23 protein-coding genes and 1 other RNA gene are annotated in these 25,297 nt (G+C 39.9%); 15 read left to right on the top strand and 9 right to left on the bottom strand.

Annotation, left to right across the window (positions count from 1 at the left end; genetic code table 11):
• The first annotated feature begins 6 nt into the window (after positions 1-6).
• The 5 genes from AB4140_RS13935 (at position 7) to AB4140_RS13915 (ending at position 6,396) form a co-directional block, all read left to right on the top strand.
• Positions 7-2,055 (top strand): type IV pilus secretin PilQ, encoded by a 2,049-nt coding sequence (locus tag AB4140_RS13935; protein ID WP_102440339.1) that lies wholly within the window; start codon positions 7-9, stop codon positions 2,053-2,055.
• Positions 2,056-2,351: 296 nt separating this feature from the next.
• Positions 2,352-2,867 carry a shikimate kinase AroK gene (gene aroK / locus AB4140_RS13930; protein ID WP_076541984.1) on the top strand — a complete coding sequence of 172 codons (516 nt, stop codon included), beginning with the start codon at positions 2,352-2,354 and terminating at the stop codon, positions 2,865-2,867.
• Between the two features lie 8 nt (positions 2,868-2,875).
• Positions 2,876-3,952, top strand: coding sequence for a 3-dehydroquinate synthase (gene aroB / locus AB4140_RS13925; protein WP_102440338.1), 1,077 nt, complete (start codon positions 2,876-2,878; stop codon positions 3,950-3,952).
• A 24-nt stretch (positions 3,953-3,976) separates the two neighbouring features.
• Positions 3,977-5,470 (top strand): AAA family ATPase, encoded by a 1,494-nt coding sequence (locus tag AB4140_RS13920; RefSeq protein WP_372001395.1) that lies wholly within the window; start codon positions 3,977-3,979, stop codon positions 5,468-5,470.
• A gap of 86 nt (positions 5,471-5,556) precedes the next feature.
• Positions 5,557-6,396, top strand: a complete 840-nt coding sequence (locus tag AB4140_RS13915) for a Dam family site-specific DNA-(adenine-N6)-methyltransferase (RefSeq protein ID WP_102475816.1) — start codon at positions 5,557-5,559, stop codon at positions 6,394-6,396.
• A 39-nt stretch (positions 6,397-6,435) separates the two neighbouring features.
• Here the strand turns inward: AB4140_RS13915 and AB4140_RS13910 are convergent, their stop codons facing one another.
• Positions 6,436-6,618, bottom strand: a complete 183-nt coding sequence (locus AB4140_RS13910) for a DUF2970 domain-containing protein (RefSeq protein WP_372001393.1) — start codon at positions 6,616-6,618, stop codon at positions 6,436-6,438.
• Complete coding sequence (locus AB4140_RS13905) at positions 6,618-6,986, bottom strand: hypothetical protein (RefSeq protein ID WP_102440336.1); 369 nt, start codon at positions 6,984-6,986, stop codon at positions 6,618-6,620. The genes AB4140_RS13910 and AB4140_RS13905 overlap by 1 nt, the downstream gene beginning before the upstream one ends.
• Before the next feature lie 300 nt (positions 6,987-7,286).
• Between AB4140_RS13905 and rpe the strand changes: the two genes are divergently transcribed.
• From rpe to trpS, 3 genes are read left to right on the top strand one after another with little or no spacing between them, the layout of a single operon-like run.
• A complete protein-coding gene (gene rpe / locus AB4140_RS13900; RefSeq protein ID WP_102440335.1) occupies positions 7,287-7,961 on the top strand; it encodes a ribulose-phosphate 3-epimerase in 675 nt (224 codons plus the stop codon).
• A gap of 2 nt (positions 7,962-7,963) precedes the next feature.
• Positions 7,964-8,686 carry a phosphoglycolate phosphatase gene (locus tag AB4140_RS13895; RefSeq protein WP_102440334.1) on the top strand — a complete coding sequence of 241 codons (723 nt, stop codon included), beginning with the start codon at positions 7,964-7,966 and terminating at the stop codon, positions 8,684-8,686.
• Positions 8,687-8,690: 4 nt separating this feature from the next.
• Positions 8,691-9,692, top strand: coding sequence for a tryptophan--tRNA ligase (trpS, locus tag AB4140_RS13890; protein WP_372001390.1), 1,002 nt, complete (start codon positions 8,691-8,693; stop codon positions 9,690-9,692).
• 365 nt (positions 9,693-10,057) lie between these two features.
• On the opposite strand, the gene AB4140_RS13885 is transcribed toward trpS, so the two are convergent.
• The 4 genes from AB4140_RS13885 to AB4140_RS13870 form a co-directional block, all read right to left on the bottom strand.
• A complete protein-coding gene (locus AB4140_RS13885; protein WP_102440332.1) occupies positions 10,058-10,633 on the bottom strand; it encodes a BON domain-containing protein in 576 nt (191 codons plus the stop codon).
• A complete protein-coding gene (locus AB4140_RS13880) occupies positions 10,630-11,223 on the bottom strand; it encodes a phosphoheptose isomerase (RefSeq protein WP_076541969.1) in 594 nt (197 codons plus the stop codon). The genes AB4140_RS13885 and AB4140_RS13880 overlap by 4 nt, the downstream gene beginning before the upstream one ends.
• 81 nt (positions 11,224-11,304) lie before the next feature.
• The gene (locus AB4140_RS13875) at positions 11,305-11,643 is read right to left on the bottom strand and encodes a YraN family protein (RefSeq protein ID WP_372001410.1); all 339 of its coding nucleotides are present in this window, start codon (positions 11,641-11,643) and stop codon (positions 11,305-11,307) included.
• Positions 11,643-13,466 (bottom strand): penicillin-binding protein activator, encoded by a 1,824-nt coding sequence (locus AB4140_RS13870; protein ID WP_303462370.1) that lies wholly within the window; start codon positions 13,464-13,466, stop codon positions 11,643-11,645. The genes AB4140_RS13875 and AB4140_RS13870 overlap by 1 nt, the downstream gene beginning before the upstream one ends.
• Positions 13,467-13,555: 89 nt before the next feature.
• Here AB4140_RS13870 and rsmI point away from each other — a divergent pair, with 89 nt between their 5' ends.
• The 5 genes from rsmI to AB4140_RS13845 all read left to right on the top strand — a co-directional run bounded on the left by rsmI (position 13,556) and on the right by AB4140_RS13845 (position 18,373).
• A complete protein-coding gene (gene rsmI, locus AB4140_RS13865) occupies positions 13,556-14,398 on the top strand; it encodes a 16S rRNA (cytidine(1402)-2'-O)-methyltransferase (protein WP_102440330.1) in 843 nt (280 codons plus the stop codon).
• A gap of 113 nt (positions 14,399-14,511) precedes the next feature.
• An RNA gene (rnpB, locus tag AB4140_RS13860) (RNase P RNA component class A) lies at positions 14,512-14,855 on the top strand.
• 70 nt (positions 14,856-14,925) lie between these two features.
• Complete coding sequence (locus AB4140_RS13855; protein WP_372001387.1) at positions 14,926-16,206, top strand: tyrosine-type recombinase/integrase; 1,281 nt, start codon at positions 14,926-14,928, stop codon at positions 16,204-16,206.
• 1,131 nt (positions 16,207-17,337) lie between these two features.
• On the top strand, positions 17,338-17,700 hold the full coding sequence (locus tag AB4140_RS13850; RefSeq protein WP_372001385.1) for a hypothetical protein: 363 nt from the start codon (positions 17,338-17,340) through the stop codon (positions 17,698-17,700).
• Positions 17,701-17,785: 85 nt separating this feature from the next.
• Positions 17,786-18,373, top strand: a complete 588-nt coding sequence (locus AB4140_RS13845; RefSeq protein ID WP_372001383.1) for a hypothetical protein — start codon at positions 17,786-17,788, stop codon at positions 18,371-18,373.
• Here AB4140_RS13845 and AB4140_RS13840 read toward each other — a convergent pair.
• Positions 18,370-18,924: a recombinase family protein gene (locus tag AB4140_RS13840; RefSeq protein WP_372001382.1), complete on the bottom strand. Its 555-nt coding sequence runs from the start codon at positions 18,922-18,924 to the stop codon at positions 18,370-18,372. The two genes, AB4140_RS13845 and AB4140_RS13840, sit on opposite strands and share 4 nt — an antisense overlap.
• Positions 18,925-19,141: 217 nt before the next feature.
• On the opposite strand from AB4140_RS13840, the gene AB4140_RS13835 reads away from it, so the two are divergent.
• Complete coding sequence (locus tag AB4140_RS13835; RefSeq protein ID WP_372001380.1) at positions 19,142-20,707, top strand: HNH endonuclease; 1,566 nt, start codon at positions 19,142-19,144, stop codon at positions 20,705-20,707.
• Between the two features lie 143 nt (positions 20,708-20,850).
• On the opposite strand, the gene AB4140_RS13830 is transcribed toward AB4140_RS13835, so the two are convergent.
• Entirely contained in the window at positions 20,851-22,548 is a 1,698-nt protein-coding gene (locus tag AB4140_RS13830) for a hypothetical protein (RefSeq protein ID WP_372001379.1), read from the bottom strand.
• 416 nt (positions 22,549-22,964) lie between these two features.
• Here AB4140_RS13830 and AB4140_RS13825 point away from each other — a divergent pair, with 416 nt between their 5' ends.
• Positions 22,965-24,401 (top strand): tyrosine-type recombinase/integrase, encoded by a 1,437-nt coding sequence (locus AB4140_RS13825; protein ID WP_372001378.1) that lies wholly within the window; start codon positions 22,965-22,967, stop codon positions 24,399-24,401.
• A 207-nt stretch (positions 24,402-24,608) separates the two neighbouring features.
• On the opposite strand, the gene AB4140_RS13820 is transcribed toward AB4140_RS13825, so the two are convergent.
• Positions 24,609-25,094, bottom strand: a complete 486-nt coding sequence (locus AB4140_RS13820; protein ID WP_065601471.1) for a GNAT family N-acetyltransferase — start codon at positions 25,092-25,094, stop codon at positions 24,609-24,611.
• Positions 25,095-25,297: the final 203 nt, after the last annotated feature.

Below are 25,297 nucleotides of genomic sequence, written 5' to 3'. Positions count from 1 at the left end.
GGAATAATGAAATCTTCTGCCTCGATGCAAAAATCGACCACAAAAATATCACTGTTCAGAACCGTACTCGGTGCTGTGTTGTTGCTTGGTGCATTACCAAGCGCGTTAGCTGCGAATAAATTAGTGGATGTAAAGTATCATTCTATTGTTGATCACCAATTAGAATTAGAATTGGTGTTCGAATCTGACATTGTTCAGCCTGAAGTTGATTTGAAGGCGTCACCTGCTCAAATTCTATTAAGTTTTGACGATAGTATTTCAAGCCTCGATAAAGACGATATTACTATCGATAGAGTTGGGGTTGAGAGTTTAAAAACCTCTCAACAAAATGGCGCACTGAACATCGTTGTAGATTTAGCTGAGGTAAAACCTTATCAAGGCAAAGTGGTAGGTAATACTTACCGTTTAACGGTTAACGATACTGTATCTGGGCCTGATAGCGCTGATAACCCATTTGTAAATGGCATTGATACTATTGATTTTCGCCGCAATAAAAATGGTGGTGGCGATTTATTAATTCATTTAGATAATCGCTCTGTTGCTGCCAACGTAGCTCAGGTTGGCTCTAAATTAGAAGTGAAATTGTATAACACAGATATTAAAAGCGAGCTTTTATATGTGATGGATGTACAAGACTTTAATACACCAGTCACGAGCTTTGAGACCTTTAAAGAAGACTTAACTGCCCGTTTGATGGTCGATGTTGATGGCAACTATGATTACACATACAAGCAAGACGGTAATGTGTTCAAAGTGAGTATTAATAAAGTAGAACGTGCCATCGTTGCTAAGGATGACAAAAAATATAATGGCCGTTCTTTGTCGCTTAACTTCCAGAATATTTCTGTAAGAACAGTACTGCAAATTATTGCTGATTATAATGATTTCAATTTGGTCACCAGTGATACCGTAGAAGGCAATATCACTCTACGTTTAGATGATGTGCCTTGGGATCAAGCGCTAGATTTAATTCTCCAAACCAAAGGGTTGGATAAGCGTATTGAAGGCAATATCTTAATGGTTGCCCCAAGTGAAGAGCTGGCTATTCGAGAAAGGCAAGATTTGGCTAACAAGCAAGAAGTCAAAGAGTTAGCGCCGCTTTATTCTGAATATATTCAGGTAAACTATGCAAAAGCGGTCGATATTGCCGAGTTGATGAAAAGTGCTGATTCAAGCTTATTGTCAAATCGCGGTAGCGTTGCGGTTGATGAACGTACCAATACTTTATTAGTCAAAGATACCGCAGATACTTTAGAAACTATTCATCGTTTAGTTGAAGTACTGGATATCCCGATTAAGCAGGTATTAATTGAAGCCAGAATGGTGACGGTTAAGGATAACGTCTCTGAAGATTTAGGCATTCGTTGGGGAATTACTGATCAACAAGGTGAAAGAGGTACCTCTGGGTCACTAGAAGGCGCTAATGATATTGTTGCTGGGGTTATTCCTGCACTAAGTGACCGCTTAAATGTGAACTTGCCCTCTTCGGCCTCTAATGCTGCCAGTATTGCATTTAGTGTGGCGAAAATGGCTGATGGAACCGTACTTGATTTAGAGCTAAGCGCGTTAGAGCAAGAAAATAAAGGCGAAATTATTGCGAGTCCACGTATTACAACTTCAAACCAAAAAGCGGCCTATATCGAACAAGGTGTAGAGATCCCTTATGTGGAGTCTGCCTCAAGTGGTGCCACAACTGTGTCATTTAAAAAAGCAGTGTTGTCATTACGAGTAACCCCGCAAATTACCCCAGATGACCGTGTCATTCTTGATTTAGAAATTACTCAAGATACCCGTGGTGAAGTTGTTTCAACTGGTACGGGTGAAGCGGTTTCTATTGATACTCAGCGAATTGGTACTCAGGTGCTTGTTGATAATGGTGAAACCATTGTATTAGGCGGTATTTACCAGCAGAACTTAATCAGTCGAGTTAGTAAGGTGCCAGTATTAGGTGACATTCCTCTGGTTGGTTTCTTATTCAGAAACACATCAGATACAAATGAACGTCAAGAGTTATTGATATTCGTGACACCGAAAATCGTGACTGAAAAACTGTAAAGATAAAAAATATTAATGCCAGCTTAATTGCTGGCATTTTTTTGCCTTAAAATAATTAATTGCTTGATTATATTAAGGTCATTAAACATACCATCATTTTTTAAACTCGCTGAATCTAGGGTTAAATTATTTATTTTTAATAAACTCACTATAAATCGCTCACATCACTTGCAACAACTGGTGCATAACTGAGATAATCCTTCGTCAAGTCTCATTAGAGCAAGGTTAAATAATAGGTCGGCTTGAGTTTAAGTCGATAAGGCATACTTTTCATATAAGATTCAGACGTATATACAATGGCTGAAAAACGCAATATTTTTCTGGTAGGCCCTATGGGCGCAGGTAAAAGCACAATTGGTCGTCACTTAGCCCAACTGCTGCATTTAGATTTCCACGACTCAGATCACGAGATTGAGCAACGCACAGGTGCAGATATTGCATGGGTGTTTGACGTTGAAGGCGAAGAAGGTTTTCGTCGACGTGAAGCTCAAGTCATCGCCGACCTTTCGGAAAAGCAGGGCATTGTCCTAGCTACTGGCGGCGGATCTGTACAAAGCAAAGACATTCGTAATCATCTGTCGGCTCGCGGTATCGTTGTATACCTTGAGACAACAATTGATAAGCAAGTGGCTCGTACTCAACGTGATAAACGTCGACCTTTACTTCAGGTAGATGATCCACGTGAAGTGCTTGAAGATCTTGCTGACGTTCGTAATCCTTTGTATGAAGAGATTGCAGACGTAATAGTTAAGACTGATGAACAAAGCGCGAAGATTGTCGCAAATCAAATTATTGAGCAACTCGGTTTTTAGGTAGGTTTATGCAACAAGTTCAGGTTGAATTAGGTGTAAGAAGTTATCCCATTTATATTGGCCAGAATTTATTGCAACAAAACGCTTATCTCACCGATTACCTTTCCGGTAAAAAAGCACTTATTGTCACTAACGACACCATTGCTCCGCTGTACTTGAAACAAGCGCAGCAAGCTATGGCATCTTGTAGTGATATAGGTGTGGTTGTATTGCCGGATGGTGAACAATATAAAGATTTAACTCACTTAAATTTAATTTTTTCTGCACTGTTAGAAAATAATTATGCCCGTGATTGTGTAATCGTAGCACTAGGTGGCGGTGTCGTTGGTGACATGGCCGGCTTTGCTGCATCTTGCTATCAGCGGGGAGTTGAGTTTATTCAAATTCCAACCACCTTATTATCTCAAGTGGACTCTTCTGTTGGTGGTAAAACCGCAGTAAATCATCCGCTTGGTAAAAATATGATTGGGGCTTTTTATCAGCCACAACTGGTATTAATTGACACCGATTGTTTATCGACATTACCTGCAAAAGAGTTTGCTGCAGGAATGGCAGAAGTCATTAAATATGGCGTTATCTGGGATAGCGATTTTTTTAGCTGGTTAGAGCAAAATGTTGCTCCATTAAAAGCATTAAATACCGAAGCATTAAGCTACGCGATTGCTAAATGCTGCCAGATAAAAGCTGATGTCGTTACCCAAGATGAAACAGAGCGTGGTGTACGGGCACTGCTAAATTTAGGCCATACATTTGGTCATGCTATCGAAGCTGAAATGGGCTACGGTGTATGGTTACATGGTGAAGCTGTTGCTACCGGAACCATTATGGCGGCGGTAACATCGCAAAAGTTAGGTCTAATCGAGCAAAAAGATGTCGATAGAATTATTCGTTTGATGTTGGCGTTTGATTTACCGATAAGCTCTCCTGATTCAATGAACTTTGCTGACTTTATTAAGCATATGCAGCGAGATAAAAAAGTTCTCGCGGGTCAAATTCGATTGGTTTTACCCACCTCAATAGGCTCTGCTGATGTATTCTCTGATGTTGAAGAGTCTTTATTAGCTGACGTCATTAGCCAAGTTTAAGCTTTTTTGTCTAATGGTGGAGCTGTGGACATTCAACAAACGCTTTTATTACCTTCCCAAGAAGCTTTAGTTCAGCGGCTACAACATATTGCCAGCTATAGTGAGCAGCTAGTATTAGTCTGCGGCGCTAAAGGTTCAGGTAAAACCACCTTAGTTACAGCATTGGCGAGCGAGCTTGATAACTATAACTCTGCGTTGGTTATCTGCCCAATGCACGCTGATAGTGCTGAAATTCGGCGTAAAATACTGATCCAACTGATTTCATCACCAATTTTTGATGATACCTTACCGCTATCAGATACCTTAATTCGCATCCAATCTAGCTTAACAAAACCGCTGCATATCATTATTGATGATGCACATTTGCTGCCTAAAGAATTATGGGCAGAATGTATAGTGCTGACTCAAATCCGTTGTGCGGATAAACCGGTATCACTGACTTTTACGGTCACCACTGAATCATTTGCAGAGTTTAATGAATTAACTAAAACCATGAAGGATTTATTGCTTCATGTCGAGGTAGAGCCATTATCCTTAGCTGAACGTGAAGGCCTATATCGCACTTTATTAGTTAGAAGCAATAAAACGCCATTTATACCTCGCGAAATCATTCAATCACAAATTGAAAAACAAATGGGTACTCCTACCGAAGTGATTGAGTTACTTAAGCTTGCGCTTGAGGATAAGGTTGAAGAGCCAAAACGCTGGCCAAAATATTTTCCCTTAGGGGTGTTCAGCTTGCTGCTGTGCTTAACCTTAGCGATTGTCGTTTTTTTTTATAATGAACCCGCAGCAGAATCTATTGAAGCAAACCAAGTTAACTTTAGGGCTTACCAAGCGCCAGAATCTCCAGCGCAATGGGCAAACCATCATTATGGCCAAAGCTTATTATTGCCTTGGCTTCAATTACATTTGCCATCTCAGCAATCTTTAATAGCGGCTAATGAGCCAAGCGATCTTGTTTTACAGCTGCTTACTGAGCAGCAAATATTAACCAGCACTACAAAAAGTGGCGCAGTTGAAATCGAAGCAGCAAACACTCAACAGGATTACCAGAGCGTTCATACTGTGGCTGTTGAATTAGTGGCTGGTGAATTAATAGCAGCTGAGTTAGTGGTAAATGAAGATATTGATACCGCTGAAGTTGATGAGACATTGGTCATTATTGAAACAGATAAGCTACAGCTTACTGACAACAGTGCAGCGCTGAGCAATACTGACGATATTGCCACAGCCAATGAAGCGTTAGCCGAGCTGCAATATCGAGCGGGTTACACATTACAACTGGCGAGCGTTATCGAACCCAAATCACTTAACAGTATCTTGTTAAAATTAGATAATGAAACCGCTGTAATTCGTGCTAATTATAATAAACGTCATGTTGTCTTATTTGGGCAGTTTAATAACGCCAGCCAAGCACAAGATAAAGCGCTTAAATTACAAACCGAACTCGGTTTAAGTGCCCCTTGGGTTCGAAAATTCAGCGATCTTCAAGGTTATCAACTTAGTTCAAATTAATTAGTTAAAGCCCTTAAATCAGCAATGATTATTCTCAATAAAAAGAGTACAATCATCTGCTTTAATTTTGCTAGTAAATGGTATTCATGACTAAAAAGCATAGAGCCTTTCTTAAATGGGCGGGTGGAAAATTTAAACTCGTTGATGAGCTAGCAAAACATTTACCTCAAGGTGAAAGGCTAGTTGAGCCTTTTGTCGGTGCAGGATCAGTGTTTCTCAATACTGACTACGACTCATATCTGCTATGCGATATTAATCATGATCTAATTAACCTCTATAATATTGTTAAAAGTCAGCCTGAGAAATACATTGCAGCAGCAAAGGCCATGTTTGTTCCAGAGATGAACGTGAAAGAGCAGTATTACCGAGTGCGTGAAGAGTTTAACCAAACTCAAGATCCGTTTTTACGCTCCGTTTATTTCTTATATATGAATCGTCATGGTTTTAATGGTTTATGCCGTTATAACCGTAAAGGCGGCTTTAATGTCCCGTTTGGTTCTTACAAAAAACCTTATTTTCCTGAAAAAGAACTGCGTTATTTTTCTGAAAAAGCTCAAAAAGCGATTTTTGAGTGTGTGGGTTACGAGCAAGCATTTGATATGTCAAAAGCAGGTGATGTCATTTATTGTGATCCTCCTTATGCTCCGCTATCAACTACAGCAAGTTTTACGACCTATGCCGGCCCAGGTTTTAGTCTTGACGACCAAGCGCTATTAGCGAGAAAGTCTCGCCACACTGCACTTGAGCGTGATATCCCGGTACTGATCAGTAATCATGATATTCCACTGACTCGAGAGCTATATCGCGGCGCAAAAATGGCCTCGATAGACGTACAGCGCAATATTAGTCAAAAGGGTAATTCACGTAAGAAAGTAGCTGAAGTGATGGCGTTATATGATCATCATTATCAAGAAGTTATTGATTAAATCTTGAGTTAAGCAAAGGCTTAGCTGATAAATAGTGGCTTAGCTCAGTACCTGCTTAACAATCAATATTAGCGATAAAACCATCAGCACTGCCAGTGCAATGCCCATAAAGATGAAGGGTAAGGGTGATCGACTTTGCTTAAAATCACGTTGGCGATTATTTTCCGTTTGCACCCCAAAAAATGCGGCGATAGTACTGGTAAATACCTGCCAAATAGACATTAAAGTGCGTTAGGGTTATTCGTTGGCATATCACTTATTGGTCTATTGTGGTCATTACTATGCAGTAACTCCAATAAATCTAAAAAGTGAAACTGACTTGAGCGGCTATTGCCTGTTACCCAACTTCCCCAACTGACATTATCTGAATCAACTGCACAGCGGTTAGTCGGATGGCTACTGGGTAAACTCGCGTTATAGGCAACATTGTCAGAGCAATCACATTGCTGAGCTTGCAAGGCGGGCTCGCTTTCTGACATGAAAAAGTAGGCAACAAGCATTAATGCGCTAGTCGAAAATAAGCTAACAGCAGGTTTTAATGTTACTTTACCTGTTTGCTTAGTACTCATTTTTAGCTGACGGCACATCATAAGGGCTATCCTTGTCTTATACTTTCAGAAATTATTCAAAAGGGATTAATCATCTATCTACATTGGCACATACGCTGCCTAGCAGAAGATTGTTCACAATACACAGTGACATGTGTCGCATTATAGCAAGTTTGTTTAGATATTGAACAGTCATCATGTGTGATCTAGATCAACTTAATATCGACATAGCACTAAAATTTACATTTTTTGCTGTTGAAAAAGTTTTATTAGCGATTGAGACTAGAGCGATTTCTCTGCAAAGGGTAAAATACTGTCACTTATAACCGCCTCGAGAAGACTATGCGTCCATTTTTGATTGCCCCATCTATTTTATCTGCCGATTTCGCCCGTTTAGGTGATGATGTTAAAGCCGTTTTAGATGCCGGTGCTGACGTTGTTCATTTCGATGTTATGGATAATCATTATGTGCCTAATTTAACCATTGGCCCTATGGTATGCAAAGCGTTGCGGGACTACGGCATTACTGCTGATATTGATGTACATTTAATGGTTAAGCCAGTTGATAGTCTAATTCCTGATTTTGCTAAAGCAGGCGCATCAATTATAACTTTCCACCCAGAAGCCACAGAACATCTTGATCGCAGCCTACAGCTGATTAAAGAATCAGGCTGTAAGGCAGGCTTAGTGTTTAATCCTGGTACACCATTACATTACCTTGACCATGTGATGGACAAATTGGATGTGATTTTATTAATGTCAGTAAACCCAGGTTTTGGTGGCCAGTCATTTATCCCATCGACACTGGCTAAGCTTAAGCAAGTGCGTGACATTATTGATGCCAGCGGTTATGACATCCGTTTAGAAGTCGACGGTGGGGTAAAAGTAGATAATATTGCTGAAATCGCCGCTGCAGGCGCCGATATGTTTGTCGCAGGCTCTGCTATTTTCAATCAACCTGATTACAAAGTAGTTGTTGATCAAATGCGTGATGAACTAGCAAAAGTTGAAGGCTAATTATGACAGTATTTTCTAATATTAAAGCCATCGCTTTTGATTTAGATGGAACACTTATTGATAGCGTTCCTGATTTAGCTGCGGCAACTAATGCAACACTAACAGAGTTATCATTACCTAACGCACAAGAAGCGCAAGTTAGAAGCTGGGTTGGCAATGGTGCCAATATGTTAATGCGCCGCGCTTTAATGTTTGCTCAACCACAAGTGACTGATACGCAGGCTATTGACGCTCAATTAGAGCAAGTTATGCCAAGGTTTATGCACCACTATGGGCTTCATTTAGAAAAACACAGTAGCTTGTACCCTAACGTGTTAAGCACCTTGAAGCAGATAAAAGCTGCTGGCTATAACATGGCAATTGTGACTAACAAACCGTACAAATTTACCACACCGTTACTTGAGTCTTTTGGCATAAGTGCGTTTTTTGATCTTGTACTTGGTGGCGACTCGTTAGAAAAAATGAAACCCGACCCATTGCCATTAACGCATATTTTGCAGCAATGGCAACTTGAGCCAGCACAACTGCTTATGGTAGGTGACTCAAAGAATGACATACTCGCTGCGAAATCTGCCGGTCTAAGCTCAATTGGCTTGACCTATGGCTACAACTACGGTGAAGATATCGCCCTGAGCAGCCCAACGGCAGTATGTGAACAATTTAATGAAATTTTAGCGCTACTGAATTTATCCGCTGAAATGAATGCAACATCAATGGAGCAATAAACGAATGACTGCAAAACCTATCGTGTTTAGTGGTGCTCAACCATCAGGTGAGCTGAGTATTGGTAACTACATGGGCGCACTTCGTCAATGGGTTAACATGCAAGATAGCCACGACTGTATTTATTGCGTAGTTGATTTACATGCAATTACTGTAAGACAAGACCCTGCGAAACTACGTGAAGCCTGTTTAGATACCTTAGCTATTTACCTTGCATGCGGTATCGACCCTGAAAAAAGCACGGTATTTTTACAATCTCAAGTTCCGCAGCATACACAGCTGAGCTGGGCGTTAAACTGTTACACCCAAATGGGTGAGCTAAGCCGTATGACCCAGTTTAAAGATAAGTCGCAAAAGCATGCAAACAACATCAATGTTGGCTTGTTTGATTACCCTGTATTAATGGCTGCAGATATCTTGCTATATCAAGCTAACGAAGTACCTGTTGGTCAAGATCAAAAGCAGCACTTAGAGCTAACCCGTGATATCGCGACGCGCTTTAATAATGCCTATGGTGATACGTTTGTCGTGCCAGAGCCGTTTATTCCGCCAACGGGCGCAAAAGTCATGTCACTGCAAGAGCCGACTAAGAAAATGTCTAAGTCGGATGAAAACCGTAACAACGTTATTGGTTTACTTGATGATCCTAAAGCGATTATGAAGAAAGTGAGAAAAGCCATGACCGATAGCCAAGAGCCACCAGTGGTGCGTTTTGACGTTGAAGAAAAACCAGGCGTTTCAAACTTATTAAGCCTGATGTCAGGTTGTAATGGTCAGTCAATCGAGTCAATTGAAAAAGACTTTGAAGGCAAAATGTACGGTCACTTAAAAGTCGCTACCGGTGAAGCAGTTGTCGCTATGCTTGAGCCGCTGCAAGAGCGCTACCGTGAGATTAGAGCCGATGAAGATTATCTTAATGCAGTATTTAAAGCCGGTGCTGAAAAGGCACAAGCTCGTGCAGAAGAGACGATCAAAAAGGTCTACGAGAAAATCGGTATGATTGTGTAGTATCTGTTTTTTTAAGACAAAAAAAGCCAGCATCAAGCTGGCTTTTTGTGAGCTGCCAATAAAGGCTAATGGTTTGAAATCGCCGTGGCTGAATACTCAGGATTACTATTTTGTGTCATGTTTGGATGGGTATGGTTTGGGGAATGGTTAGATGGGCTCGGTTGGCTCGGTTGGCTGGGAGCTGGGTTGATTGTGCTGCCGACAACACTCGTTTCAATATGTGGAAAAGTCTTGATAGCCAAGCGTAAAGTATTGGCTAATAGGTTGGTCGAAACGCAATAATAGAAGGTTACTCATTAGCAACAGCCAATAAAAATAGTCTATACAAACTCTTTTTATTGGCAGTCTAATGATGAGTTATTGAGCTAGTCATCTTTATCGACGTACTCAAATACTTTGATTACCTTACGTACACCAGAAGTATTGCGGGCGATATCAACCGCAATATCCGCTTGTTCGCGATCGATTAACCCCAGTAAAAATACCTCGCCGTTTTCCGTGATCACTTTAACTCGGGTCACATCCAAAGACTTCTCATTTAGCATCCGCGTTTTAACCTTGGTTGTTACCCAAGTGTCGTTGCTGCGAGTGGTAAATGAGGTAGGGTTACCAATGCGAATTTGATTATGTAATTTGCCGCCAATTTCCAGCTCTTGTACCGTTTTAATGGCTTTATCCCGCAACATTGAGTTAGGAGATTGACCAATCATCAATACATTACTGTTTAACACCACACCGGTAATATTGGTCTGGTTATGAATATCTTCATGCTTAGACAGTGCGCTGGTAATTTCAAAGTCGGCATTGGTATCACTGATTTGTGTCGACATACTACGCTCATCATTGACCATTTTGGCCCCGCCAACAGCACCAACCATCACCACGCCAGCGCAGCCTTGAAGAAGGAAAAGTATTGCTATGACAAGAGCCGTTTTTATCATGCTTGCTCGTCCTGTGGGAACAGAGTGCGGTCAATATTGTCACATAAGCAGTGAATTGCTAATAAGTGAACTTCTTGAATACGCGCAGTGACATTGGATGGAACTCGTACTTCAACATCGCCAGCGCTCATCAAGCCCGCCATAGCGCCGCCGTCTTTACCGGTTAATGCCACAATAGTCATGTCACGGCTTAATGCAGCTTCCATGGCTTTAATGATGTTACCTGAGTTACCGCTGGTCGAAATTGCTAATAAAATATCACCTGGTTGACCCAGTGCCATGATTTGCTTTGAGTAAATTTCGTCATAGCTGTAATCGTTAGCAATAGCTGTAATGGTTGAAGTGTCACAACTTAACGCGATAGCAGGTAGCGGTGGACGCTCAATTTCATAGCGGTTTAATAACTCAGCTGAGAAATGCTGCGCGTCACCTGCACTGCCACCATTACCACAGGCTAGGATCTTGTTACCACTTAAAAGACATTGCACCATCATTTCAGCCGCTTTCTCAATCGACTCTGGTAATGCTTCAGCAGCATCAATCTTGGTTTGAATTGACTCTGTAAAGCTATCTTTAATACGTTCTAACATGGGTTAAATCCTTACAAGGTAAAGTGTTGCTAGCATGCTTTATTTCTTCAATTGAGCAGCATTATAGCTAAAAATGGCTGTTTAAAAACACCCCTGAAGCCATTGAATGTCGGTTGTGTTAATGGCAACCATATCAAAACGGCATGGGGCATTGATTTTATGGGTTTGTATATACTGTTGGGCTGCTTTTCTGATGCGAGAAATCTGTGCTGCAGACAGGGCGGTGAGTGCGCCGCCAAATTGGGTTGATGAGCGAAATTTTACTTCAACAAAGACCCAAGTTTGTTGGTCGCGCATGATTAAATCAATCTCACCAAAGCGGTAACGCTGATTTTGAGCCACAAACTTAAGGCCTTGCTGTTCAAGGTAAGTGCGCGCGGTTAATTCAGCCTGTTGGCCTTGACCCACAGTTGACGACATCATAATGGGCGCAGCTGGCCTCGTTGGTATTTACCCCAACTGAGTTTACGCTCAATGACGCCATTTTCATCCACCGATAATGCGCCACTACGGCCATTGAACTGGTAGCCAGGAAAGGCGCGCATTTGCGCTAAACGATTGACTAAATCAAGGGCGTCATAACCCATGATGTATAAACGCTTCTGGCTGTTATTCCAATTGCTCCAGAGTTTTTTGACCATGGTGGTTTCAGTATTCGTGCCCATTAACCAAGGGATATCACTGATCATCAGGTTGTTAAGCTCTTGAGCCGATTGAGTCGAGCTGCCACTTAAACGGCTGCGGCTGGTGGTATACAGGGCAACCGGATCGGCAAACACACTAAAATTGACGTCTAAAAAGGGCTTTAATAGCACTAAATCTTTTGCGGCTGAGATCATGTAAATAGCATCAATATCACGACGTGAGCGAAAATCAGCTTCAATATTGTTGCCAATCAGCTCTTTTATTCTAGCAATTCGCGCTTGGCTGTCTTTAACACCTAAGGCTTCTTGTACTGTTAGCTTCATCTGATCGCCGCGATCATAAAAGTGGACTTCAGCATTGTCTTCAGTGAGCTCAAGCCACTTTTTATTAAAGCTTTCTGCCATACGTTTACCCGTTGAGTCATTACTGACTAACAATAACGGTAGCGTGATGCCATCTTCATACAGTTTTTGCGCGGCATCACTGGCTTCTTGTGCTGGCGATAACGAAAAGTAAAACTGATCATTTTTTGGGGTAAAGCTGTCGGTTTGATTTAAATACAGCTGCGGCACAGTGAGTAAGCCTTGCTCATTGAGGGCTTGCAGCTCTTCAACTGCTGAAGGCAATAGCGGCCCAATCACAAATTCAGCACCTGCAGCAATAGCAGCTTGATAGGCCTGCTCAACCCCAAGGTTGGTGTCAAAAAAATTAAGCTCCACATTGTCTTCAATTGCGGCCATATAGCTGGCTAACAGACCTTGTCTAATAGGCTCAGCAACATCAGCGCGGCTGCCCGTAAGCGGTAATAGCACCGCAATATTTTGCGGTTTAAACGGCTTGGCATTTAAGGCTTGCTCTAAATCAGAAGGTAGCTTGCTCGCACCTGGGTGATTAGGATTGGTTTGTTGCCATTCGCCTAAGTAGCGAACTAGCTGTGATGGGTCAACCGCATAATGTTTGGCAATATAGGCTAACTGTAACCAGCCTGAAAAAGTGGGATTGCTGTTGTCACTCATAAAGCTTTTAATGGTTTCTTCATGCAGTGGCTGTAGCGTACGCCAAATAGTGTCATTCACTTCAAAGGCTTGCTGCTGCGGAAGATATAAACTGAGTAAACTTAATTGTCTAAGCTCATCAATAGGCTGCTTAGTTTGATTAAATAAGCGGGCTTTATATTGATGATAAGTGACTCTTTGCCACTGGGGTAATTTCCATTGGCTAGGATAGCGTAAAATTGCTAATGCATCGGCATCTGAGCTGGTGTTTTCAGCCACCCGCGCAGAAAGGTAAATATACTCAGCCTGAATGCTTAAATCACTTTGCAAATCAGCTTTCATCGAGGTCAAAAGCTTGCTTGCGGCAACAAAATTGCCATCATTGATATAAGCATGGGCGGCAAGTAGCAAATAGCGGTCGCGAATTTGCGGCTGTTTAGCATTGCTTGCTGCAGATAAATAAACATTAGCCGTTTGTTCAACGGATGCCATTGAGCTATCAATAGCCTGTTTATTTTCAGTAGGTTGAGTCGCACAACCAAATAACACGGCTGATAAAATGGCGGCGAAAACAAATTTAGTTGTATTCAGTCTTTTTAACACAGGGCTTCACTCTGGTAAGATGCTGACTCTAGTTTAACCTGCTCTTTCACTTGGCGAAAGTCTTGATGATAGTCAATACAGAGGTAGTTATGGACCTATCGGTCGCACTTTATATCGTTCCCACTCCTATAGGCAATTTAGGAGACATCAGCAGCCGTGCAATCGAGGTGCTTAATAACGTTAAACTTATTGCCTGTGAAGACACGCGTCATAGTGGTAAATTGCTCAGTCATTTTGGCATTGAAACCCGTAAGACGGCGTTGCATGATCATAATGAACGTGACAGAGCCCAGTGGATTATTCAAAAGCTGAGTAATGGTGAAGCTGTGGCACTTATTTCTGATGCGGGCACGCCGCTCATTTCAGATCCTGGCTACCACTTGGTCAAACAGGTGCGTGAAGCAGGTTACAATGTTATTCCGTTGCCGGGCCCTTGCGCAGCAATTACCGCCTTAAGTGCATCAGGATTACCTTCAGATCGTTTTTCATTTGAAGGCTTTTTACCTTCAAAAGAAAAAGGCCGTTTAGACAAATTATCAGCACTTAAAGAAGACTCAAGAACCTTAATCTTCTATGAATCACCACATCGCATAGTGCACAGTTTAGAGTCAATTGTGGCGGCATTAGGCGAAGACCGTGAAATTGTCATGGCCCGTGAAGTGACTAAAACCTTTGAGACCTTTTTATCTGGCGCAGCAGGCGCTGTACTGCAACAAGTTAAAGATGACTTAAATCAGCAAAAAGGCGAAATCGTATTAATGATCCATGGTCACCGCAGTGACAGTGATTCAGAAATACCCACAGTGGTGATCAATACTTTAAAATTGCTATGTAAAGAACTGCCACTTAAAAAAGCCTCGGCATTGGCTGGCGAAATCTACGGCCTTAAAAAGAATGCGCTTTACAAATACGGTTTAGAAATCGGTCTATAGAGAATAGGTTGAGTTGAGTAGTTAGCTCAACCTGTTTACCTCAGCTTCATATGGTTTGCCATAAAGCCATATTTTAGTTGGTGTGTTGCAGTGGCTTAGGCTATAATCCGCGCCGAGTTGGCCAGACAGTTGCTGCGTTCGCAAGAACGGGGAGGAAAGTCCGGGCTTCAAAGAGCAGGATACCAGGTAACGCCTGGGCGGTGTAAACCGACGACAAGTGCAGCAGAGAGGAGACCGCCAACTTCGGTTGGTAAGGGTGAAAGGGTGCGGTAAGAGCGCACCGTGCGGCTAGTAATAGTTCGTAGCAAGGTAAACTCTATCCGAAGCAAGACCAAATAGGGTCCCGTATGGCGCTGCTCGCGTTGGGACCGGGTAGGTCGCTTGAGCCTGTGAGCGATTGCAGGCCTAGATGAATAACTGTCCAAGACAGGACCCGGCTTATCGGCCAACTCAACCATTCCGTAAGTGGATGTATTGCATAGTGTTTCTAGATTTTATGCCTTAAATGGTACAAGGTTTGGTACATTATGCAGTACATCCATCTTCGAAATAAAACCTATCATTTCCGCTTTGTTATTCCTCAGCGATTTAGACACTTATATCCCCATAAAGAAATCAAACGTTCACTGCGCACTGATTCATACAGTATTGCTGTGTCCCGTTTAGCTAATCATTTCCCTGTAATACATCAAATCAATCAATTGATAGCGCCGTGTGATCATGTGACGCAGCTAATTAATCACCTAAGACAATGTGAGCTGAACTCTGTAATAATGCCTCATAGCGCAGCATATGAGCTTACAGCTAGCATTCAGAGGTCGTTACCTATACCACCAGCAATAACACCGAAACCTTACTTACTTGAGGATGCTTGGGCTGACTTTGTTGAGTGGAAATCGTGGAGTGTGAAAGTTGAGAGTGGTGCTAAAAGGTACTTTGAATTTATAAAGTGCTGTTTGGGCAATGTCGCAGTGACACAGATAACTAAGCAAGATATTAAATCACTGTTAAACCGATATGCCTCAACACCTAGGCGAAACATAAAGCCTTATCACTTAATGTCACCGCAAGGACTGCTTGAGCTTAATGAGGTAGAGCAAGCCCACCTTGTATCTTCTAAGACGGTGAAGGAACTGTTTAAGCTGTGTCAGAGTTTCTTTAGTAGTTACCTGACAAAAGAAGTCGATATTCTTAGTGAGTCGCCAACAAATAATATTAAGTTTGAATCTAGTTCAACTCGATTTGGTGTATTTAGTGATACTGAAATCAGAAAGGTTGAATCATTTGCGAATCAGCATGAGGGCTGGAGACGTTGGGTGTTACTGATTGCCATTTATTCAGGTGCGAGACGCAGTGAAATCACCAAATTGAAAGTATCAGATGTACGTTATGATAAAGATACTCAGCGGCATTATTTATGGATAGCAGAAGGTAAAACTAAAGCTGCCACACGAAGAGTACCTATTCATCAAAAGTTACTTGATGCAGGGTTTCTCTCCTATGTTTCTCTGTGTGCTGATAGCCTTTTCCCAGAGCTAGCGAGAAGGTCTAATGCGTTAACTGCTCACTTGCACAAATCAATGGAGAAATCGTTAATAACTACTGTGAATGATATGGGTGAACGTAAGGTGTTTCATAGCTTTAGGCACACATTCATAACCAAATCACGTGCTGGTGGTATTGAGTTAGGCCTAATACAAGAAGTAGTAGGACATGAGAAGTCGGAATCTGGTATCACTAAAAGGTACACCCATAGCTACCCGCTGAAGTCATTACTGGTTGTTATCGACAGAATTGAATTTGATTGATGAATGATTGAATTAAGTTGCAAGTATACATAGCCTTAGCTGACACCGTTATTCTCCCGATAAACGTATACATGTGCTTTCAAAGCATGGTTTAAGGGTATGCAGGTAATGGACACAGGATTAATTGTAAAAAGGGGGAAGTAGGTCTGTACATAAAGTGTGGGAGCGGTTAGGTCAATGTTGTTTAAATGTGTAAATAGTGCTTTTAAATCGTTGTTAGTAGGGGACTTATTGTACTTATCTGTTAGCTTTGAATAAAATAAATAAATAATTAATTTGGAATTTTTGCTGGTTTTATACCATGCTCGTTTACCAATGATTTAGAGTTATGTTATTGAGTATTAACGTATAGATTGACAAGTGGGTTATAAAATAAGGTTCTGTATGATTTTGGAAAGCATTTATGGTTAAGGTTTGGTTTATAGTAGGTATTATCTTTATTGGTTATTACTCGTTAGAAATGTTCAATGACCATATGAATGATGTTGTTCTAGCTTCTTCAAATGAACATCTTCAGAAGCTTCATAGGCACGTAATGTGTGATGACAACCCAGACTTAACACCCTTTGAGTCTTTAACATCGTCTAAAGCTGGTTGGGCACTCAGGCAGCGTGGGCGAGTAGACTTAGCAATGGAAGTATCGCTTAATTGCAATTAATCCTATAACAAACCCACAGCAGACCAATAACGCTTGGTATTTATTTTAATAAGTTTAGTGATTAAGGTGCAGTGAGTACTGGTTCGTTTGCGGCAATAGCCTCTTAAAGAAAGAGCACGCTGTAAAGTGAATAAAGACATAAGCGGGTGATACATAGTGACGGGTTGCCAACTGTACCAGACTATGGCCCGTTCAAACATGTAGCGTATATTTCTTTAAATACCCAGCTCTTTAAATTGGAAATATTTTGGGGTGAGTAGCCAATTGAAAAACCTGCTCGTCCTGTTGTAGAAGGTTAATCACATTAGTCTTAAAGATTATCAGTATGCCAGTAACACCTATACTCCTTATGAATAGTTAACCGCTGAATCATTAACTATTCCAAATTTGTGACAACGTGATCAATAAATCACAAAACGTAAGCGCTATAGCGCAGTAATTAAACTAGAACTGTTTGGGTTAAATTAAAAGTTATGAAAAAATTAACAATTTTCACCTTGTTATTTGCTTTCTCTCCTTGCCTATTTGCCAATGAAGTAAAGCTTTATTGTCAGTATTTTGGTGATAGTGATGGCGAGCAGATGCAATTGGAGGTTACAAATGAAAAGTTAATATGGACTGAGGTCTTACCCCAGCATGGGGTGAAAAAACATAACTATCAACGCATTCATAGTGAATATGGGGTTGACCGATATACTGGAAAAGACGCTTCTAGCTTTTTCACCGTTAACAAATGGGATGATAATAATTTGTGGGAGATGTCGGTTGCTTTCTTTTACCCTGACGGCTCTCTCGCCACGGGATTTAGTGAAAAATTAGTTTGTGTAGAAAGTTAGCCTAAGCATTAAAGTATTTGTTCGTGAAAATTCTTAAGTGGTTCGTTTGCGGCATTGGCCTCTTAAAGAAAGAGCACACTGTAAAGTGAAGAAGTGGAATGATATTCAAATAGCCTATTTGTTCAATATTCGTAATTGTTTGTTAACGCTAAGAAATCAAGGTTGTACTGTGATGAAATCTTTATTGTTTTGGCTTGTGATATTAATCAGTCCAATATCTTACGCATCAGAATTATTTCTTAAGTGTTCAATATCTGGGGCGGAATATATTGATGGGGAAGGGGAGGAACATCAAGTTCCAAAATTTGAGTTTACTATTACCCCAGTTCCTGAAAATGAAAAATTGAATAGTTTTTTTGCCCCTAAACACTATCAGAAACTGGATACCGTATATATTTATACAACCTCTTATAATGGGAAAGAGTTAGCTAGGAAATCAATGGGATTTGCTTATTCACCTAATTCATCATACTGGGTTGAAAAGCAATCAGACAAAATCTTATTAACCAGTGAATATGCACCTACTACTATTAAGTCAGGTGGTGGGAATTACCTTGCTGATGCTTTCAGATATCTAGAAATAGATAGACTTAATGGAAAATTAAAGGTGATGACTTTTGATAAAAAAGTAAGCGGAATGGGTGATTGCTCATCCGTAAAACGTTTATTCTAACTGATCTTATTCTTTTTTATCTTTTGTACTGTTGTTGTACTTATCCCTAACTGACTAGCAATTTTTCGAATTGATAATCCTTGAGTTAGTAGTTCAGCGATCTCAGAAGGGGCGACAGATAATGGGCGTCCTTTATATTTACCTGCTGACTTAGCTTTGGCAATGCCTTCACGTTGACGTTCTAGCATTATCTCACGCTCAAACTGGTATACGGAACCTAATAGATTGAGCATCAATGTGTTCATTGGGTGCGATTGCTCAGCGGTGAAAATCATAGCCTCTTTTTTGAATTGAACAGTTACCCCCTTATCATTGAAAAAGCGTATCAAGTTAATCAGGTCTTCAATGTTACGAGCTAAGCGGCTTATATCATGTACAACTACGGTGTCACCTTCTCTACAGTAACTCTTTAGTTCGTTCAGTGCTGGACGGGTTACGGTGCTGCCAGAGCAGGTATCAGTAAACTCTCTGTCTAATTCGATGTCATCAAGCTGTCTAGCAGTGTTCTGGTCAACTGTTGATACTCTGATATATCCAATAATTTGAGGCATGTTTTCTGTGTCACTTAAGTCTTAGATGTTGCCACTGTAGTGTGTCACAAACTAATTATCAACTTAAATGACACTATTAATGGTTATTCGTGACACGTGTCACTTGGGTGTGGTTAAGTGTCACTGAGACTGTTTGGGGACTTATGTCTATTGGGTTACCATGTGTTCGAGTGTTAATTGTGCCTAATAATCTTGTAGCTGCAAATTTGGGATGTATATGAAAGGTAGAGGTAATTCTGACTTTAGTGAAAGCACTAAGCGTACTTTATTTGAGCGTGTTGGTGGAATGTGTAGTAATCCAGAGTGCTGTATACAAACTAAAGCAGCTCACTCATCAAATGATAAATCCATTAGCGTCGGTCAGGCAGCACACATAGTCGCTGCATCTTCAGATGGCCCTCGTGCAGAAATCTTTATGACTGAAATTGAGCGTAAGGATATTAGTAACGGCATTTGGTTATGCGGTAATTGTCATACGGCTATTGATCGAGATGAGGACAGTTTCTCAACAGATATGTTGCAGAAATGGAAGTCTGTCGCTGAACTGAGGGCTAAAAAAAACTTAGGGAAAAAGCTTCTTACTGAATGTGAGAAAAACAGTCATGTAAATGACGTTCTAATAAAGTCACTAATTCAACCACTAGTGGAGATAGGGGCGCAAGAACTAGTCCGAAGACATGATAAACAATTAGATGAATTAGACCCAAATTATAATTACTTTACAGATATTCTCGATGGCAAAGCAATTACAAAAGCGACGGCTAAACAAGGTGTTGATAAAGAGATGAAGTTGAATGTTAAAGCCCCTTACTCTAGAGATTTTGACGAGCAACTTGCTAACCTTGAAAACTATGGAACTTCAGTTAGCTTGCCTGCTGGAGCGTTTGAGGTTTTAGATGGACCATTATTGTTTGAACAATCTATTGTAAAAAAAGATCAGCATCCGACAATGGAGCTTAGTTATTTAGGTTCTGACTTAGACTTAAGCCTCTCTGTAGTGGGTAATGATAATAATATTTTACTGCAAGATTTCACGGGGAAGCATATTTCTACAAAAAAATGCACAACTATTGAAGCTGTGTGTTTGCAGGGGTTCTTTAGTATTCATTGGTATCATTGCCATGAGAGTAAAAAAGTTGATTTGAGTTTATCAATTCATATGGAACGTTGGAAAGGAATAGACGTTAATAAAATCCCATACTTTGGTAGATTACTTAAAGCTGTAAAACTGTTGAAGAAAGGTGGTTTTTTTTCATTAGAAGCAGATTTTAGAGGCAACGAAATTCGATTGCTATATGGAGCAAATCCAGAAGATTATAGTGAGTTAACGAATAGTTTTATTAGTATCCTTGATTATGCTGCTATAGCCAGGAGGGCTTCAAAACAACTTGGTGTGAAAGTCATTATGGATAAGTTTACTTGTTCTTCTAGTGATTTCAGATTTATCGATGGAGTCGTTAATTTACTTGAAGCGCCTATTATTACGAAAGCAGAACAAATTACTACTCCGATAGTTGTGGATGTTGATTTTCATGATAAAGATGCATTTGACTATTTAGTTAATAACGATAGCTATAATAGCTTTAAAATCACATCGACTATGCAAGAGCATATTGAGTTATTTGGAGTGAAGCATCAACTACCCAAAAGGCAATTTCATATCACTGGTGCAATTGCAGTCATTGAGCAAAGTGAAATTAATAATTTTGAAATTGGTAAAGCAATTAATGTTAGATTGAATCTCAGTGAAAATGGGGTCTACAGGCAAGAGTTTGAGAATTAAAACTAAACTTATGGACTTATTCTGTAAATCGAGGACATATAACTGTTAAGGGAAAAAAATTACCATAGGATTTCTATAGTAAAAAAACTCCCTTTCTTTTTCAGCGTTCTTTTGACCTTCGCTTGTTTCTTTTATTTAGTGGATTACTGGCAGCTAATTAGGTTGTACTGTTGATAATCATCCCAGTCTTGCTGGTACATCTTTATCCAATTTCTTCTTGTTTTAGGGTCGATTTGATTAATTGAACATGCCTCTTTAAGCGACATTCCATCAGCATTTAATAGTTCAATAGTGGTCAATATCTTGAATCGTTCGGCTTGCTTAGCTGCATTTTTAATAGCTTTATTTGCTTCTTTTTGAACTTGTCGTTTTGTCAGTTCATCTGCGCTGACAGTTACCTTCTTACGGGTAAAGCTCATGCTGGTATCAATAGTCGCCCCATCCATTTTAGATTGTAGATAAAGTGCATGAGCCATATCGGGTACGATGATAATACAAGGTTTTTGTTCTTGCTCCGAAGCAATAACACCATTGTTGCGTGATAAGTTTCTAAATGCGATTCGGCAACTAAATTGATAGCAAGCTTCATGGCACTGTTGCGTAATATATGATTTTTCTAATTCTTTTGGGTCTAGATTATTATCAATCGCTAAGCGTTTAATTGCATTTGATTCATCTGGACTAGGCCTTAAATTCGCAAGAAATGCAGCTTTGGTTATTTGGCTGTAGTCATTTTGACCGTGTGCCATAACTTGAACCTTCACTGCTTTACCGTGATTAAGCGCTATTGGCTTTTCACGAGTTTTGTTAGCGGCATAAATATACTCGCTGCCAGCAAAGGTATTAGATACCCAAATGGCAAACTCTTCATGTACTCGTTTGTTGGAACAATTGTTTTCAACCACATTTTTCATGTGTTCATCAGCAAATGAGCCACTGAAGCTACCACCTTTATGTTCAGGGTTATTTTTTATAAATGGGATTATAGTGACTCGCTGAGTGTTGGGATGCTTCACTGGTAACAAGTAACCATTTAACTCAGTGACACATTCAATTTGAATATTGTGAATGGCCAACAATTTTTCAGTAAACAAGCCTTCTAAACTTGCAGATAGTAGCCACGTTTCAGCTGCTGACCTTATATTATTGATAATGCTCAACCCTGTGAAATACTCATAGTTATGCCATGTATATTCTGATTTATTTTTGGTGCTGTGATATACCATTTCTCCGCCATTAGCTAAGTATTTAAGCATTTGAGCTGGTTTGAAATACATTTGTGCGTCTTCGTTTAAAAGATTTTCAGCACGGCTGACAGCATCTTGTTGCCCTTCTGGAACTAAGTGGACGCACTGATAGCCTGCATGCTCACTTGGCTTGTAACTAAGGTAAGGCTGAACTTTAGCCAGAGTATCAGTGCTATTTACTAATGGTACTCGTTGGTATTCAGCAATTAGTGTAGGTAATTCATCGATTATAAGAATACATTTAGAAACTAAATGCGTTGGAATTAAGGCTAATGCTTTGTGACTGGTGAATATGATTTGTGATTGATGGGTAGCATTATAAATCGAACCATTATCTGCGTTTAAAACCTCGATTAATTCCGCTGATACAGAGTTAACGTCATCTTGATTGCTGTCAATTATCCTTTGCCTAATACTAGGGAATTTAACTTTAAATCTAGTGGCAGTGCCTTCAGTGAGGTTATTCGTAACGCTTGCCCAGATTACGATTCTTCTTTGATTGAGTGGGTTAAGTAGGTCAGTGCCTATTTTATTGATAACCGCTTCTGTTTTCCCGCTGCCGCATATGCCTGCAACATGTTTTAATTTTGTCATAGATTTCCTTATCTAAATGATTTGAGTTTATTGATGAACCATCAAGTGTTTAATTAATTACACGCAGTGAACTGGTTTTTGTTACATAGTGGTTGGACTGCATAATTGATATTACGAAGAAAAATGAAAGTTGTTACATAAGGCTGGTGATTTAAGCGATATCAAAACTTGCATGACTTTTACAGTGAATAGGCTTATTACAAGGAAGTAAGGTAGTAATGAAGGGGAAGCTCTGTCAGTGACTTTGGTACAAAACTTGGTACACTGAAGGCTCTTCTCGCGTAGAAACATTATGCTTTATTGCTTGAGACTGTCCGATTGCAGGCCTAGATGAATAACTGTCCAAGACAGGACCCGGCTTATCGGCCAGCTCAACCTTTTAACGTAGAAGGCCTCACAGCAATGTGAGGCCTTTTATGTTTCTGCCTGTGCTACAAACTGTGCCACAAACTGGTACACCTAAAATCCCTTATACCTTCCAGCGTAACGGGGTCTATTACTTGAGGGTTCGTATACCCAAAATCATCCAAGAAAATACCAACCTGCCGCCTATCATGCGGCAAAGCCTACAAACGAAATCCTCAAGAATAGCTATTACGCTGGTTAATAAATTTATTAATCATCTAAATGATATGAGGATTTCTCTCATGGCTAAAAGCATACAAATGAATTTTGCATCTGTTATGACCTTTCATGACAACGGTAAACCGCAAAGCTTAACTAAATACGATTCAGGTAATAATAAGAGTGATGCAGAGAACGCTATTAAGCACTCTGTAGAGCTTGAGAAGCTAAATATTCAACATCGTGTAACGGATGAGTTAGTAAAGCTTGAAGAGGGTGGTATGAGGCTTTCAGAGGCTATAGAGGCTTACAAAGATTGGAAACAAAAGGATACTAAAAAAGGTAAGGCTAAAGGACTTAGTGATAAAGCGGCAAAGGCCCGCTATATCAATTTTGAAATACTTCTTTTGGCTCTAGGTGATAAAGATATAGAGGCTATTTCTGGAGCCGATATTCAGTCAGTAATATCAGTACTTGAGAATATGCCAATACGAAATATCAAACCCTATTGTGATAATAAGGACTTATCAGTGTGGGTATCTGCTGCTAAAACTAGAGAAATCCCAGAAGATGATTTAGTTTCTTCTAAGACGGTGAAGGAGGCTTTTAAGGATTATCAATCGCTATTCTCTACCTTCTTGACTAAAACTAAATTTCTCCTTAAATCAGCTCCGACAGCAGGGTTGAAAGTTGATTTTGAGAGTCAATCCTATGCATGTTTTTCTAATCAACAGATGAAAGATGTTGTTGATTTTTGGGCGAAAAAAGAAGACTCGGATTATAAATGGATAATACTGCTGGGTGCTTATACTGGTGCTAGGAGAGGCGATATTTTTAATTTAAAGCTATCGTCAGTACGTTTTGATGCGGCCTGTAATAGGCATTATTTGTTTATTGAAGGAGGTAAAACAAAAGCTGCTAGAAGAAAAGTGCCAATTCACAACAAGCTAATAGCGATGGGTTTTTTAGACTTTGTTACTCGTTTGTCTACAAATCGAGATCTTGAACAAAAATTATTTAAGAGTTTTAAGACTAGTCACTATATAACTAGTAAGTTTCGTATTTGTTTAGATAGTTTATCCATTCCTAAGATTAATGATGAATTAAGGCGGTACTCGTTCCATAGCTTAAGACATGCCGTTATTACAGAAATGGCAAGTTGTAATGATTACCAACTATTTCAGAGGGTTGTAGGACATAAAATTACAAAGTTAGGAGTATCTAAGATTTATACCTCAGAGTTTAAACTGGAAGATTACTTGCCTGTAATCGATTGTTTAGATTGGTAGGTAAGGGCCGTTAACTAGAATACAATATGTAATTCATATCAACGTGTCAGTTGAACTACGCTGACACGTATTTGGACAGAAATGTGTTAGTGCTAAAGCTCTAACTAATGAGGCTTTAATTAGGAAAAGTATGGCAATCGTATGCTCGATAACGCCGAGTGTAGCAAATCGTGTTGATGCATTTGTTATGCGCTATCTCAAATTAGCCTAGTTAACTGTCAACTTTTGAAGTGATACCATTTTTTCTTCGCTGTGCTTTAATAATTCCAACTCTTTAAAACCCATTTTTTTATGGAATAACAAAGATGCTTCATTTGGTGGCATAACGTCGATTTCAGCAAATACGCAAGGTTTTGAATTATCAATGGCTGAATCTAAAGCATATTGATATAACTTTGAGGCAATGCCTTTGCCTTGGGATTTTTCCGAAATTACGATTCTATCGATGTATAAAAATGAACCATAATTTTCATTGAACCATTGATAATTAATACTTTCATATTCCACATTTTCAATTAGTGCAATCAGAAAACCAACAACATGGCTCTCGTCTTCAATTACAACTGATAATGCAGATATTTCAATTAGCCTCAATAACTTACTTTTATCCATCGGACTTAATACGTCTACGAACTTCTCGTTTAACTCTAAAATCGTATCAATGTCTTTACTTAAAATTTCTCTAATTATCATCATTATCCTTTTTGCGCATAACAGCTTATTCAATAGCAGCACAATAATGTTCCAGGCTGCTCAGTTCAAACTTCAAAGATACCATCGCTAAGTTATTGTTGTAAATCGAATATTTTCGCGAATACGTAAATAACGCTCAAAATACTGCCGGAAAAAGAATGCGTCTTTGTTTACGAGGTCTATATGTAACCCTCCCTTATATC

It is taken from the genome of Shewanella sp. 10N.286.51.B2 (genome assembly GCF_041469265.1).
Lineage (GTDB): Bacteria > Pseudomonadota > Gammaproteobacteria > Enterobacterales > Shewanellaceae > Shewanella.
The sequence above is the reverse complement of the archived record's forward strand: the minus strand, read 5'-3'. Positions and strand labels throughout refer to the sequence as shown.